The sequence below is a fragment of the Kitasatospora sp. NPDC041917 genome (assembly GCF_055589745.1).
The window spans coordinates 24,462-38,654 of record NZ_JBVJBI010000048.1 but is presented as its reverse complement, the minus strand read 5'-3'; the positions used below and the strand labels follow the sequence as shown (position 1 = coordinate 38,654).

Annotated in this window: 11 protein-coding genes; 8 read left to right on the top strand and 3 right to left on the bottom strand. The window is 72.9% G+C overall.

The window, feature by feature from the left end; translation table 11 throughout:
- Window positions 1-191 precede the first annotated feature (191 nt).
- The 3 genes from ACZ6EM_RS35080 to ACZ6EM_RS35070 all read left to right on the top strand — a co-directional run bounded on the left by ACZ6EM_RS35080 (window position 192) and on the right by ACZ6EM_RS35070 (window position 5,683).
- Complete coding sequence (locus tag ACZ6EM_RS35080) at window positions 192-2,294, top strand: ATP-binding protein (RefSeq protein ID WP_465774187.1); 2,103 nt, start codon at window positions 192-194, stop codon at window positions 2,292-2,294.
- A 153-nt stretch (window positions 2,295-2,447) separates the two neighbouring features.
- Complete coding sequence (locus ACZ6EM_RS35075) at window positions 2,448-4,016, top strand: PucR family transcriptional regulator (RefSeq protein ID WP_359909183.1); 1,569 nt, start codon at window positions 2,448-2,450, stop codon at window positions 4,014-4,016.
- Window positions 4,017-4,240: 224 nt separating this feature from the next.
- Window positions 4,241-5,683, top strand: coding sequence for an aldehyde dehydrogenase family protein (locus ACZ6EM_RS35070; protein WP_401046803.1), 1,443 nt, complete (start codon window positions 4,241-4,243; stop codon window positions 5,681-5,683).
- An 89-nt stretch (window positions 5,684-5,772) separates the two neighbouring features.
- On the opposite strand, the gene ACZ6EM_RS35065 is transcribed toward ACZ6EM_RS35070, so the two are convergent.
- Complete coding sequence (locus ACZ6EM_RS35065) at window positions 5,773-6,441, bottom strand: NAD(P)-binding oxidoreductase (RefSeq protein ID WP_465774186.1); 669 nt, start codon at window positions 6,439-6,441, stop codon at window positions 5,773-5,775.
- Window positions 6,442-6,583: 142 nt separating this feature from the next.
- On the opposite strand from ACZ6EM_RS35065, the gene dxr reads away from it, so the two are divergent.
- From dxr to ACZ6EM_RS35040, 5 genes are all read left to right on the top strand, one after another.
- Window positions 6,584-7,825 carry a 1-deoxy-D-xylulose-5-phosphate reductoisomerase gene (dxr, locus tag ACZ6EM_RS35060; protein ID WP_465774185.1) on the top strand — a complete coding sequence of 414 codons (1,242 nt, stop codon included), beginning with the start codon at window positions 6,584-6,586 and terminating at the stop codon, window positions 7,823-7,825.
- A gap of 69 nt (window positions 7,826-7,894) precedes the next feature.
- A complete protein-coding gene (locus ACZ6EM_RS35055; RefSeq protein WP_401046808.1) occupies window positions 7,895-9,199 on the top strand; it encodes a M50 family metallopeptidase in 1,305 nt (434 codons plus the stop codon).
- Window positions 9,200-9,342: 143 nt separating this feature from the next.
- Window positions 9,343-10,503 (top strand): flavodoxin-dependent (E)-4-hydroxy-3-methylbut-2-enyl-diphosphate synthase, encoded by a 1,161-nt coding sequence (gene ispG, locus ACZ6EM_RS35050; protein ID WP_359909168.1) that lies wholly within the window; start codon window positions 9,343-9,345, stop codon window positions 10,501-10,503.
- 214 nt (window positions 10,504-10,717) lie between these two features.
- Window positions 10,718-11,593 (top strand): GNAT family N-acetyltransferase, encoded by an 876-nt coding sequence (locus ACZ6EM_RS35045; protein WP_452179580.1) that lies wholly within the window; start codon window positions 10,718-10,720, stop codon window positions 11,591-11,593.
- A 91-nt stretch (window positions 11,594-11,684) separates the two neighbouring features.
- A complete protein-coding gene (locus ACZ6EM_RS35040; protein WP_359909165.1) occupies window positions 11,685-12,233 on the top strand; it encodes a GNAT family N-acetyltransferase in 549 nt (182 codons plus the stop codon).
- Window positions 12,234-12,268: 35 nt separating this feature from the next.
- On the opposite strand, the gene ACZ6EM_RS35035 is transcribed toward ACZ6EM_RS35040, so the two are convergent.
- Together ACZ6EM_RS35035 and ACZ6EM_RS35030 are read right to left on the bottom strand one after the other, a co-directional pair.
- On the bottom strand, window positions 12,269-13,186 hold the full coding sequence (locus tag ACZ6EM_RS35035; protein ID WP_452179574.1) for an aminoglycoside phosphotransferase family protein: 918 nt from the start codon (window positions 13,184-13,186) through the stop codon (window positions 12,269-12,271).
- An 83-nt stretch (window positions 13,187-13,269) separates the two neighbouring features.
- Window positions 13,270-14,193, bottom strand: a complete 924-nt coding sequence (locus ACZ6EM_RS35030; RefSeq protein WP_452179573.1) for a ferritin-like domain-containing protein — start codon at window positions 14,191-14,193, stop codon at window positions 13,270-13,272.

The following is a 14,193-nucleotide window of genomic DNA, read 5'->3' as shown; positions in this document are numbered from 1 at the left end:
CGGGCACGCGCCACTCGGTAGCAGTGCGCCGTCCGACTTGTCCGGCACGGCCAGCGCGGGCGGCACGACTACCCGCAGGCCACGCTCCACTACCCTGAGCGCGGGCGTGTCGCCGGTACGGCGGCATGGGTATGGCGGCACCGACGGCGGTCGGGCCGGGCGGGCGGGCGGGCGAGGGAGCGGGGCCGTACATGGCACAGGACGGGGCACACCACCACGGCGAGCACAACACCACCAGCCCCCCGAGCCCCTTGCCCCACCAACGCCCCGGCGGGGGCACGGACGGGGCCTTCGACCTTCCGGCGTGGGTGGCGATTCCTCGGCCGGAGGCGGCTCCCGGGATCTTCCGGCAGGGCTACAAGTGGACTGATCCCACCGAGGCGGAGGAAGCGAAGGTCCCCACCGGGCAGCTGTTGTGGCGTGCCGCCCTGAACCTCGTCGCCACCGTCGCGACCTACTACATCGGCACGTTCGTGCTGGTGTGGCTGGTAGGACTCCTTGGATGGTTTGCCGGGACGTCGCCGGAGCAGTTCAACACCGTCCAGGTTCTCATCAACCTGATCACCATCAGCTGCGCGGCTGCCGTGTTCTGGCGGACCGGGCGGTGGCGCGAGGTCGCCCGCCGGTTCCTCACACGCTCCGGATGGCGGAAGAACATCGCTCCGGTCCTTGCGCGGGCGATCACCCACGAGGGGCCCGCCCCGGCCGGCCCCGCCAGCGATCGGGAGTCGTCGCCCGTTGCCGACCCGTGGTTCGCCCAGCGATCGAGCGGAGCTCTGGCGGCGGCCGAGAAACTGGACCACGAGAAGGCCGGAGACGTCGACTATGTCCGGATCCAGCGGGCGTGGGAGTCCGCGCAGGCCGATGCCGTTTTCCTGCCCGCTTTCGTCGACCAGGTGCTCGCACGGGGTGCTGCGGCCTTCTCACACCCCTCGGAGTCCCGGGACCTGGTGACCAGGAAGGCCCGGCACGATATGTTGCTGCAACAGGTGCGGCTCGGTACGACACAGGACGTGGTCAAGAACCCGCACGGCCACCGGTCGACCGGATTCGCCTTGGACCCGGCCGTCCTGGGCACGTCGTTGCTGGCCGTCGGCCCTGCGGGAACCGGCAAGACGGCTCGACTCGCTCGCCCTGTCACGGAGGCCCTGTGTCTCCAGACGCTGGCTGGGACGGCATGCGTCGTGGTGGTCGGTGCAGCGGACGCGGACCTCGGCCCGGACGAGTGGTACGACGTCGTGATCGCACCGGGAGAGCCGGGTTCGGTCTACGGGCTGGACCTCTACGGAGCGACGCAGGATGCCGACGAGGCAGCCGCCAGACTCGCGGACGCACTGCTGCCGGACGAACTGATCGCGCGTGCGGAGAGCACCCGGACAACGCTTCAACAGGTGGTTGGACCGTTCAACACTGCCTACGGGCGCTATCCAGGCGTCCGTGAACTGCGGGCACTGCTCTCCGGAGAGCCGGACATGATGGAACCGCTCGTCAAGGCCCTTCGGGCAAGGGGTCAGCTGTCGGTCTACGAGCGGGACCTCGAGTACCGGCAGCGGCAGCAGGAACGCGCCGACGATCCGGGGATCCTCCTTGCGGACCGCTTGGCACTGCTCGACCGTCCGGCGTTCGAGGGGGCCTTCGCCACGGACGGCACGGGCCGTCTGCCGTTCGCCATGCGAGCGCTTGACCACCCGTTGCGCGTTCGGGTGAAGCTGCCCGAGCGAAGCCACCCGGAGGCGGCGCGGATCCTCTCCCGTCTCGTGGTGGGGCAGTTCGTCGTGGCGGCGGCCGCCCGCGCCGACCGTTCGCTGTTCGCCGGCCTGGTGGTGGATGACGCGTCCGCCGCCCTGGACGCGAACAGCGTCCGTGGCCTCCAGCGGATGCGCGGTGCCAATGCAGGCGCCGTGCTGATGCTCCGCACCTTGATGGATCTACCGGAATCGCTGAGGACCCCCTTGTTCGGGGCGGTGGGTTGTCGGATGGTCTTCCCCGGTATTGCCCCCTGGGATGGGAAGTTCTTCTCGGAGGCGTGGGGTACGCACGTCGTCCACGAGACGGAGGTCACCCACACCCCCGACACCTCCGGTGGGGTGATACGGCGGGCCGGGCGGGTCGGGCGGAAGGCGTTGTCGGGGACGACGGCGCAGACGGAGTCGGTGACGACGCGGGACGTGGAGCGGCTGCGGTGGTCGCCGTCGGATCTGGCGCACGCGCTGCCGGCGGGGCATGCGGTGGTGTCGTTGACGGCGGTGTCGGGGGAGCAGGTGCCGCCGTTGCTGGTGGATCTCCGGGGTTGACGGCGGGCTGCCGGGGAAGTCGCCTTCGAGGTGGATTCGGCAGTGCGGGTTGTCCGGGGCGTCCATAATGAAGGGGAGAGACCCTCACCAGTCCCACGTCCCTCTCCTCGCCCGGCCGCAACGGCGCGGTCAGGTCGATCCTTCGAAGGTGCCATGCCCCCCACACTCGCCTCCGTCGTCCGTAACACGTCGCTCCATCTGACGGTCCTCGCCGGTGCGGATCACCTGGAACGTCCGGTCCGCTGGGTGCACACCAGTGAGCTGGACGACCCGACGCCGTTCCTGGAGGGTGGCGAGCTGCTGCTCACCACCGGTATCAAGCTGGGCCGTACGGCGGCGCAGTTGCAGGCGTACGTGCACCGGTTGGCCGACGCGGGGGTGGTCGGGCTGGGGCTGGGGGTGGGGTTGTCGCACACCGAGGTGCCGCAGCCGCTGGTGGACGCGGCGGCGCAGCGCGGGCTGCCGCTGTTGCGGGTGCCGGAGCCGACGCCGTTCATCGCGATCAGCAAGGTGGTGTCGGCGGCGCTGGCCGCGGAGCAGTACGAGGCGGTGACGACCAGCTTCGAGGCGCAGGAGGAGCTGACCCGGGCGGCGCTCGGCAAGGACGGCACGACGGCGGTGGTGCGTCGGCTGGCGGCCCGGCTGGGGGGTTGGGCGGCGCTGTACGACGGGTCGGGCGCGCTGTCGGTGGTGGCGCCGGACTGGGCGGCTCGCCGGGCGGGGCGGCTGGCGGCGGAGGTGGACCGGCTGCGTCGGCGGCCGGCGCCGTCGAGTGCGGCGTTGCAGGGGCGCGCGCCGGGGATAGACACGGCGGACGAGGACTACGTGGTGGTCCAGTCGCTGGGGGCGGACCGGCGGGCCCGGGGCTTCCTGGCGGTCGGGACCGAGGACCGGATCACGCCGACCGAGCGGTATGTGCTGAACGCGGCGGTGGCGCTGCTGACCCTCACTCTGGAGCGGTCGCGGGAGCTGCGGCAGGCCGAGGAGCGGATGGGCGCGGCGCTGTTGCGGATGGTGCTGGCCGGTGAGGTGGCGACGGCCCGCCAGGTGGCGGTGGGGCTGTTCGGGGGGCTGCCGGAGGGGACGATACGGGTTCTGGTGGCCGGGGCGGGGCCGGCGAACGCGGATGCCGCGGAGGCGCTCGGGGAGCTGGGCGACCGGGCCGAGCAGGCGGGCGCCCGGGTGGGGGAGAAGCTGTTGGTGGCGCGGGAGGACGGTGCGCACGGGCAGCGGCTGATGGTGCTGGCGTTGGACAACGGCGCGGTGCACCGGGCTTGTCTGGGCACGGTGGAGGAGCACGAGGGCCTGTCGTTGGGTGTCTCGGCGCCGGCCGCGCTGGAGGAGGCCGGGACGGCGCACGCGCAGGCCGAGCGGGCGTTGGCGGTGGCGTTGCGCGGCGGCCGCCGGTCGGTGGACCACGAGGAGGTCGGCGCGGGGTCGCTGCTGCCGCTGTTGGGCGAGGACGCGGTGACGGCCTTCGCGGAGGGGTTGCTGCGGCCGTTGCGGGAGCACGACCGGACGGCCCGCGGGGATCTGGTGGCGTCGTTGCGGGCGTGGTTGTCCCGGCACGGCCAGTGGGACGCGGCGGCGGCGGACCTGGGGGTGCACCGGCACACGTTGCGCTACCGGATGCGCCGGGTCGAGGAGTTGCTGGGCCGTTCGCTGGACGACACGGACGTGCGGATGGAGCTGTGGCTGGCGCTGCGTTCCGGCGAGGAGTGACGTACGGGGTGGCACGGGCGGTTCACGCGGCGGGCGGCGGGCGGCGGGCGGTGGACGAGGCTCCGGCGGGACGCGGACCGCGCCCCGGTAGGACGTGGTGGAGTGGCCCCGGGGGCGAACGCTCCTAGTCGGCCAATCCGGTCGGCGCGCCGCCCCGCCTACCCTCAAATCCGGGTCCCACGTCCGTGGGCCGTAGGACAGACGAGGAGAGGGCCGGTACCACGGTGACCACCACGTACGATTTCTGGCTCGCCGGCCGCCGGGCGAGCGGTGACGCCGACTTCGAGGTGCACAACAGCTGGGACGGCCGTCTGGTCGGCAAGGTGAGCATCCCGACCGAGGCCCAGGTCGAGGAGGCGCTGGACGCCGCCGTCGCCGCGCTGCCGGTGTTCGCCGCCACTCCGGCGCACCAGCGTGCCGCCGCCCTGGACCACGTGGCCAAGCGGCTGACCGAGCGCACCGAGGAGCTCGCCCAGCTGGTCAGCGCCGAGAACGGCAAGCCGATCAAGTGGGCCCGCGGTGAGATCGGCCGTGCGGTGTCGGTCTTCCGCTGGGCCGCCGAGGAGGCGCGTCGCACCAACGGCGAGACCATGCGCCTGGACACCGACCCGGGCGGCGTGGGCCGTTTCGCGGTGGTGCGCCGTTTCCCGCGCGGTGTGGTGCTCGGGATCGCCCCGTTCAACTTCCCGCTGAACCTGGTCGCCCACAAGGTCGCCCCGGCGATCGCGGTCGGTGCGCCGATCATCCTGAAGCCGGCTCCGTCGACCCCGCTGTCGGCGATGGTGCTGGGCGAGATCCTGGCCGAGACCGACCTGCCGGTCGGCTCCTGGTCGATCCTGACCGTGCCGAACGACCGGATGCCGGCCCTGGTGCAGGACGAGCGCCTGCCGGTGATCTCCTTCACCGGTTCGGACAAGGTCGGCTACCAGATCATGGACTCGGTGCCGCGCAAGCACTGCACCCTGGAGCTCGGCGGCAACGCCGCGGCCGTGGTGCTCGCCGACTGGTCCTCGGAGGCCGACCTGGACTGGGCGGCCACCCGGATCGCGATGTTCGCGAACTACCAGGGCGGCCAGTCGTGCATCTCGGTGCAGCGGGTGATCGCCGACGCCTCGGTGTACGACGCGCTGGTGGAGAAGGTCGTCGCGAAGGTCAAGGCGCAGGTCACCGGTGACCCGGGCGACGACGCGACCGACGTCGGCCCGCTGATCGACGAGAACGCCGCGAAGCGCGTCGAGTCCTGGGTCGAGGACGCGGTCGCCAAGGGCGCCAAGGTGCTCACCGGCGGCTCCCGCGAGGGTGCGACCTACGCCCCGACCGTGCTGGCCGACCTGCCCGGGGACGCCATCCTGGCCAAGGCCGAGGTGTTCGGCCCGGTGCTGTCGCTGCACAAGGTGGACGGCGTGGACGAGGCCTTCGCGGCGGTCAACGACTCCGCGTTCGGCCTCCAGGCGGGTGTGTTCACCCACGACCTGCAGACCGCCTTCCGCGCCCACCGGGAGCTGGAGGTCGGCGGTGTGATCATCGGCGACGCGCCGTCCTACCGCGCCGACCAGATGCCGTACGGCGGCGTCAAGGACTCCGGTGTCGGCCGTGAGGGCGTCAAGTACGCGATGGACGACTACACCGTCGAGAAGGTCATGGTCCTGACCGGCCTCGACCTCTGAGCGACGTCGTGGCAGTGCCGTAGCGCTGCGGTGGGAGGGCCCGGTTCGCCGAACCGGGCCCTCCCGGCGTTTCGCGCCCCCGCGCGGGCTCAGCCGTCGTGCCCGGCGGCCGCGGCGACGGCCTCCTCGACGGCGACGTTCCCGGAGACCAGTTCCAGGGTCAGTCCGGCGGTGCCGGGCTCGTGCAGCAGGGCGGCCAGGACGGCGGCGACGTCGGCCCGGTCGACCGCGCCGCGGTCGACCGAGGGGGCGAGCCGGACCAGGCCGGTGCCGGGGCCGTCGGTGAGCCGCCCGGGGCGCAGCACGGTCCAGTCCAGGCCGGTGCGGGCCCGGACGGCGTCGTCGGCGGCGCCCTTGGCCCGCAGGTAGGTCTCGAAGACCTTGTCGGCGGGGTGGTGCGCCGCGGCGTCGGCGGCCATCGCCGAGACCATCAGGTACCGGCGGATCCCGGCGAGTTCGGCGGCGTCGGCGAGCAGTACGGCGGCGTCCCGGTCCACGGTGTTCTTGCGGGCGGCGCCGCTGCCCGGTCCGGCGCCGGCGGCGAAGACGACCGCGTCGGCGCCGGTCAGCAGTCCGGCGAGCTGCGTGGCGGTGGCGGCCTCCAGGTCGAGCAGCAGTGGTTCGGCGCCGGCGTCGACGAGGTCCCGGGCCTGTTCGGGGCGGCGGATGATGCCGGCCGGGCGTTCGCCGCGGGCGGCGAGCAGCCGTTCCAGTCGGAGTGCGATCTGTCCGTGGCCCCCGGCGATGACGGTACGCATGGTTCCGACGGTAGCCCGGGACGGGCCGGGAGGTCCGGGGAGGTCCGGGGAGGTCCGGGGAGGTCCGGGGAGGTCCGGGGCGGTGCCGCGGACAGGACACCAGAAGTCCGGGGCGGTGCCGCGGACAGGACACAATGGGCGCATGACTTCGCTCGCCCACCCGCAGCTGCGCTTCACGCCCACCGTGGCGGACCCCTCCGGCCCCCGGGAGCTGGTGATCCTGGGTTCCACCGGTTCGATCGGCACCCAGGCGATCGACGTGGTGCTCCGCAACCCGGACCGCTTCCGGGTGGTCGCGCTGTCGGCGGCGGGCGGCCGGGTGGAGCTGCTCGCCGAGCAGGCGGTGCGGTTGGGCGTGCACACCGTGGCGGTGGCCGATCCGGCGGCCGAGCCGGCGCTGCGCGAGGCGCTGGCCGCGAAGGCGGCGGGCGGTCCGCTGCCGACCGTGCTGGTGGGTCCGGACGCGGCGACCGAGCTGGCCGCCCTGGAGTGCCACTCGGTGCTGAACGGCATCACCGGTTCGATCGGCCTGCGGCCGACGCTGGCCGCGCTGGAGGCGGGCCGGGTGCTGGTGCTGGCCAACAAGGAGTCGCTGATCGTCGGCGGTCCGCTGGTGAAGGCGGTGGCGAAGCCGGGCCAGATCGTGCCGGTGGACTCCGAGCACGCCGCGCTGTTCCAGGCGCTGGCCGGCGGCACCCGGGCCGAGGTGCGCAAGCTGGTGGTCACCGCCAGCGGCGGCCCGTTCCGCAACCGCACCCGGGAGCAGCTGGCCGGGGTGACCCCGCAGGACGCGCTGGCGCACCCGACCTGGTCGATGGGCCCGGTCGTCACGATCAACTCGGCCACCCTGGTGAACAAGGGCCTGGAGGTGATCGAGGCGCACCTGCTGTACGACGTGCCGTTCGACCGGATCGAGGTCGTCGTCCATCCGCAGTCGGTGGTGCACTCGATGGTGGAGTTCACCGACGGTTCGACCCTGGCCCAGGCGAGCCCGCCGGACATGCGGATGCCGATCGCGCTGGGCCTGGGCTGGCCGGACCGGGTGCGGGACGCCGCTCTCGCCTGCGACTGGACCAGGGCCGCCACGTGGGAGTTCTTCCCGCTGGACGACGAGGCCTTCCCGGCGGTCGAGCTGGCCCGGGAGGTGGGCGCCCTGGGCACCACCTTCCCGGCGGTCTTCAACGCGGCGAACGAGGAGTGCGTGGAGGCATTTCTGAAGGGCCGCCTCGCCTTCACCGGAATCGTGGACACTGTTGCCAAGGTCGTGGCCGAGCACGGTCAGCGGGACGGCGCCGCGGCGGCGGGAACTTCCCTGACGGTGGAGGACGTCCTGCACGCGGAGGACTGGGCGCGCGCCCGGGCCCGCGAGCTGGCGGCCGGCTGACGGTCGGCCCATGGCCCCGATTGCGGTAGGACGAGACGATGAGCGGAGCGGCATGACGGAGGACCAACGGTGGCAACGGTTTTGACGGTGGTCGGCATCCTGGTCTTCGTCATCGGGTTGCTCATCTCGATCGCCTGGCACGAACTCGGCCACCTCTCCACGGCCAAGCTGTTCGGCATCCGGGTGCCGCAGTACATGGTCGGCTTCGGCCCGACCCTCTGGTCGCGCCGGAAGGGCGAGACCGAGTACGGCATCAAGGCGATCCCGTTCGGCGGGTACATCCGGATGATCGGGATGTTCCCGCCGGGCGAGGACGGCCGGATCACCAAGCGCAGCAGTTCGCCCTGGCGAACCATGATCGAGGACGCCCGCGAGGCCTCCTACGAGGAGATCCAGGAGGGTGACGAGAGCCGGCTCTTCTACACCCGCAAGCCCTGGAAGCGCATGATCGTCATGTTCGCCGGTCCGTTCATGAACCTGATCCTGGCGTTCGGGCTCTTCCTGACCGTCATGATGGGCTTCGGCGTCAACATGAGCGTGCCGACGGTCAGCTCGGTCGAGAAGTGCGTGGTCAAGGTCGGCCAGCCCCGGGACACCTGCCCGGAGGGCGCCCCGCAGACCCCGGCCGCCCAGGCCGGACTCAGGGCGGGCGACCGGATCCTCTCCTTCGACGGCGACCGGATCCACAGCTACGACCAGCTCCAGGCGGACATCCGCGAGTCGGCCGGCCGGAGCGTGCCGGTCGTGGTCGAGCGGGCCGGGGAGCAGCTCACCCTCAACCCGACCATCGCGGTCAACGACGTCCAGAAGTACGACGGCAACGGTGTCCCGCTCAAGGGCCAGAGCGTCCAGGCCGGGTTCCTCGGATTCACTCCCGCGAGTGGTGTGGTCCGGCTGGGATTCGGGCAGTCGGTCGACCGGATGTACGACATGACCGAGAACGGGGTGAAGTCGCTGATCGCGTTGCCGGGCAAGATCCCGGGGCTGTGGAACGCGGTCGTCGGCGACGCCCCGCGCGATCCGGACTCGCCGATCGGCATGGTCGGCGCCGCCCGGGTCAGCGGCGAGGTCTTCTCGCTCGACATCCCCGGCACCCAGCGGATCGCGTTCTACGTGAACCTGCTGGCCGGCATCAACCTGTCGCTCTTCCTCTTCAACATGCTGCCGCTGCTTCCGCTGGACGGCGGGCACATCGCCGGCGCGGCCTGGGAGGCGGTCCGGCGCCGGTTCGCACAGCTGTTCCGGCGGCCCGACCCGGGCCCCTTCGACGTCGCCAAGCTGATGCCGGTGGCGTACGTGGTGGCCAGCATCTTCATCGGCTTCACCCTGCTGGTGATGGTCGCCGACCTGGTGAACCCGGTGAAGATCAGTTAGGGCGTTCGGGTACCACGGGTGTGCTGGGCGCCATGACGGTGCCGTACCGTGGAGGCCGGGTGCGCGATCGTCAGCGCGCCCGGCCTCGGCCGTGTCACGGCCGGGCGGTCGACCACACCTCAACCCCGGGGAACCCTGCGCACATGACCGCGATCTCGCTCGGTATTCCGTCCCTGCCGCTCAAGCCGCTGGCCAAGCGCCGTTACTCCCGGCAGATCATGGTCGGCAACGTGCCGGTCGGCGGCGACGCGCCGGTCTCGGTGCAGTCGATGACCACCACCGTGACCTCGGACATCAACGCCACGCTCCAGCAGATCGCCCAGCTCACCGCGTCCGGCTGCCAGATCGTCCGGGTCGCCGTGCCCTCGCAGGACGACGCCGACGCGCTGCCGATCATCGCCAGGAAGTCGCAGATCCCGGTCATCGCGGACATCCACTTCCAGCCCAAGTACGTCTTCGCGGCGATCGACGCCGGCTGCGCGGCGGTGCGCGTGAACCCGGGCAACATCAAGGCTTTCGACGACAAGGTCGGCGAGATCGCCAAGGCCGCCAAGGACGCGGGCGTCCCGATCCGGATCGGCGTCAACGCCGGCTCGCTGGACAAGCGGCTGATGGAGAAGTACGGCCGGGCCACCCCGGAGGCGCTGGTCGAGTCGGCGCTGTGGGAGTGCTCGCTGTTCGAGGAGCACGACTTCCGCGACATCAAGATCTCGGTCAAGCACAACGACCCGGTCGTGATGATCAACGCCTACCGCCAGCTCGCCGCCGCGTGCGACTACCCGCTGCACCTCGGCGTGACCGAGGCCGGCCCGGCCTTCCAGGGCACCATCAAGTCGGCGGTCGCCTTCGGCGCGCTGCTGGCCGAGGGCATCGGCGACACCATCCGGGTCTCGCTCTCCGCCCCGCCGGCCGAGGAGATCAAGGTCGGCAACCAGATCCTGGAGTCGCTCGGACTGCGCGAGCGCGGCCTGGAGATCGTCTCCTGCCCGTCCTGCGGACGCGCCCAGGTGGACGTCTACAAGCTCGCGGAGGAGGTCACCGCCGGGCTGGAGGGCATGGAGGTGCCGCTGCGGGTGGCCGTCATGGGCTGCGTCGTGAACGGTCCGGGCGAGGCCCGCGAGGCCGACCTCGGGGTCGCCTCCGGCAACGGCAAGGGGCAGATCTTCGTCAAGGGCGAGGTCATCAAGACCGTTCCGGAGTCGAAGATCGTCGAGACCCTGATCGAGGAGGCGCTCAAGCTCGCCGAGCAGATGCAGGCGGCCGGCGTCGAGGCGGGCGCGCCGACCGTGGTCGCCGGGGAGTGATCCCCGCGCGGCTTGTGCGGGAGCGAACCCCGCGTAGCGTGTTCTGACAGCCGTAGGTTGTCCTGACCGTACGGGAGCACCCGTGCGGTGCTTTCCGGAAGCGGGGCCGTCCGTTCGCGGACGGCCCCGCGGCCGTAGCCGGGTGGGGCCACGGAGTAGGGTGCGGCCAGAGTCGTCTCAGTGAGGTGCTGTCTCGATGCTCGATCGAGGTGTGATGCTCCCGAGCTCCTTCCAGGCCGCCCGGGCCCTGGCCACCACCCGCGTGCTGGAGCCGCCGGACCTCCCGGACGCCCTGGAGATCCTCCACCGCGACCCGGTCGCCAACGCGTTCGTCGCCACCAGGGTCGAGGCCGTCGGGCTGGACCCGTGGCGGCTCGGCGGGGAGTTGTGGGGCTGGTACGACGGGGACGGCGTGCTGGACGCGCTCTGCTACGCCGGGGCGAACCTGGTCCTCGTCGACGCCGGGTCGGAGGCGGTCGCGGCGTTCGCGGAGCGGGCCCGCCGGCAGGGGCGGCGCTGCTCCTCGATCGTCGGGCCGGCGGCGGCCACGGCGGCCTTCTGGGCTCTGCTGGAGCGCAGTTGGGGGCCGGCCCGGGACGTGCGGGCGCACCAGCCGCTGTTGGCGACCTCGGTGCCGTCGGCGGAGATCGCGCCGGATCCGCTGGTGCGCAGGGTGCGGCGCGACGAGGTCGAGGCGCTGATGCCGGCCTGCGTGGCGATGTTCACCGAGGAGGTGGGGGTGTCGCCGCTGGCGGGGGACGGCGGGCTCCTCTACCAGGCCCGGGTGGTCGAACTCGTCTCCGCCGGACGGTCGTTCGCGCGGTTCGGGGAGGACGGGCAGGTCGTCTTCAAGGCGGAGATCGGGGCGGTGACGGAGGGGGCCTGTCAGATCCAGGGGGTCTGGGTCGCTCCGGAGCACCGGGGGCAGGGGCTCTCCGAGACCGGGATGGCGGCGGTCCTGGACGTCGCGTTGCGGGAGGTGGCGCCGGTGGCGTCGCTGTACGTCAACGACTTCAACCTGCGGGCCCGAGCCGCGTACCGGCGGGTGGGGTTCCGGGAGGTCGGGGCGTTCATGAGCGTGCTGTTCTGAGGGGGAGGCCCGGGCGGGGCGGGCGCGGTGTGCGAGGTGCTGTTGGGATCTTCGGCCGCGCCGCGGGGCCACGGGTAGTAACGTCCGGAGCATGGATCAGCTGACCGGGGTGACGATCGAGGCCATCGACCTTGCGGCCTGGGCGCCGCAGGCGCTGGAGGTCCAGGCGGTGGCGTTCGGGCTGACGCCCGAAGAGGTCGCGGTACGGCTGCACATCGTGGGGCGGCACGCCCAGCAGCCGGGGGTGATCGCGCTGGGGGCGATGAGCGGGGGGCAGCTGGTCGGGTTCGGGTACGGGATGCCCAACCAGCGGGAGCACTGGTGGAGCACGGTGATCGAGCCCTACCTGGCCGCCCGGGGGTACGGGGACTGGCTGGACAGGGTCTTCGCCGTCACCGAGCTGCACGTGCTGCCGGAGTTCCAGGGGCAGGGGGTCGGCTCGCGGATCATCCGGACCCTGTGCGAGGCGTCGGGCCTGGACCGGAGCATCCTCTCGGCGATCGACGCGGAGACGCCGGCGCGGCGGCTGTACCGGGCGTTGGGGTACCAGGACCTGGCGCGGGCGGTGCGGTTCCCGGCGACGGACCGGCTGTACGCGGTGATGGGGGCCCGGCTGCCCCTGCGGGGAACCGGGGCCTAGCACCCCAAGTGCCTTTGGCCTCAAGGGCCTTGAGGTCAGAGGGAATCGGCGAATTCGAGGTGGAGCTCGGCGTCCTCGCGGCGGTCCGCGGCGAGGGCGCGGAGGGCGAGGTCGACGGCCCGGAAGAGGGTCCAGCCGCGCAGGCGCTCCCGGTCGACGTCGAGGGACTCGGCGAGCCGGCCCAGACGGCGGCGGACGGCCGCGGGGGCGCCGGGGGAGCCGAGCAGGGTGTCGGCGCGGTCCAGGGCGAGACGGGCCAGGTCGTAGGCGCGCTCGCCGGCCAGCGGGCTCGGGTCGACGGCCAGCCAGGGGGCCCGGTCGGCGGCCAGGACGTTGCCGTGGTGGAAGTCGCCGTGCAGGAGGAAGGACTCGTCGGCGGAGTCGGCCAGGCTCCGGGCGGTGTCCAGGGCCTCGGCGATCAGCTGCCGCGCTTCGGCGGCGGCGGGGTGGGGGTGTTCCGCGAGGCGGGCGGCGGCGGCGATCCGCTGGGCGGCGGCGGGGAAGGGGTGGCCCTCGGGGAGTTCGGTCCAGAGCCGGTGCAGCAGGCTGGTGGCCTCCAGTGCGGCCTTCGGCTCGGCGAGGGAACGCAGCGGGATCTCGCCGTGGAGGCGTTCGAGCAGGAGAACCCCCTCGGCGGGGACGGCGTCGAGCAGGAGGACGGCTCCGCGGCCCGCCCAGTGGGCGAGGGCGGTGTGCTCCTGGGCGGTCTCGGGGGTGGGCAGGCCGATCTTGAGGACGGCGGGGGAGAGGTCGTCGCGGTGGACGTACGCGACGAGGCTGAGGCTGCCGCCGGGGTCGAGGATCCGTTCGAGCGTGAGGTTCCAGGCGGCGAGGTGGGCGGCGGCCTTCGCGGGGAGGTCGGCCAGCCATTGGCGGCCGGCCTCGCCGTGGGTGGCGGTGACGGTGTTCGTCAGCCAGGTGGGGACGGTGATGGTGGGTTCGGCTCCCGACATGGGTCCATTGTCGGGGTTTGGGAGGGCGGGGCGCTCGGGAGGGTGCCGGCTTCCGGGAGGGAGGCGGGCGCGGGGGCTCCGGGTCAGCCGGGGGTGCCGGGGAAGGGGGTGGCGGGGGCGCCCCAGTGGTGGGCGCGCAGGGTGGCTTCGCGGAGGGCGGTGGCGGCGAGGAGGCGGTAGGGGGCGGGGACGGCGGTGACCAGGTCGGCGTAGGCGGTGGTCAGGCGGGTTTCCAGGTGGACGGCGAGTTTGGCGGCGTCGGTGGGGGAGGCGACGGGGAAGGGGAGCCGGTAGCCGCCGGCGGCGGGGGTGGGGGCGGCGGTGAGGGTGCCGAGGAGGCGTTGCCAGGCGTCGCGTTGGGCCTGGTGGGCGGCGTGGGTGGTGCGGGCGTCGGCGCGTTGGGGGTCGTCGGGGAAGTGGGCGCCGACGACGCCGTAGCCGTAGACGGCGGCGTGTTCGGCGCCGAGGGCGGCCTGGAGGGCGGGGACGGCGGCGGCTCTGCCGGCGGGGGTGCCTTCGGTGTCGGCGTCGGGGGTCAGGACGGGGGTCGTGTCGCCGAGGGCCGCGGCGTGCAGGGCGTTGGAGGCGGAGACGGAGGCGAGCAGCCGGGCCAGGGGCGGGCCGACCTCGTCGAGGTCGTGGAGGTGGGCCTCGGCGGTCCGGTGCTCCATGAGGGCCAGCTCGGGGAGGGTGGGGAGGGAGCGGTACGGGGTGCTGGTGGGGGAGGGGCTCGCGCTCGGCAGGCCCTGGACGAGGGCGGCGCGGTGCTGGACGGTGTCGTCGCGCAGGGGCTGGAGCAGGGCGGTCCGGGCGCCCGGGACGGTGAGCAGGTTGTCGTAGGCGCCGAGCAGGAGGTCGGTGGCGGCGATCGCGCGCAGGCGGACCGGGGTGTCCGGGTCGCGGGGCGGGGTGGGGTCGGCGTGCCGGTCGCCGACGGAGGCGGTGCAGGCGGTGAGGGTGGTGAGCAGTCCGAGGGCCAGGAGGGTCCGTCGGCTGGGCGGCTGCAT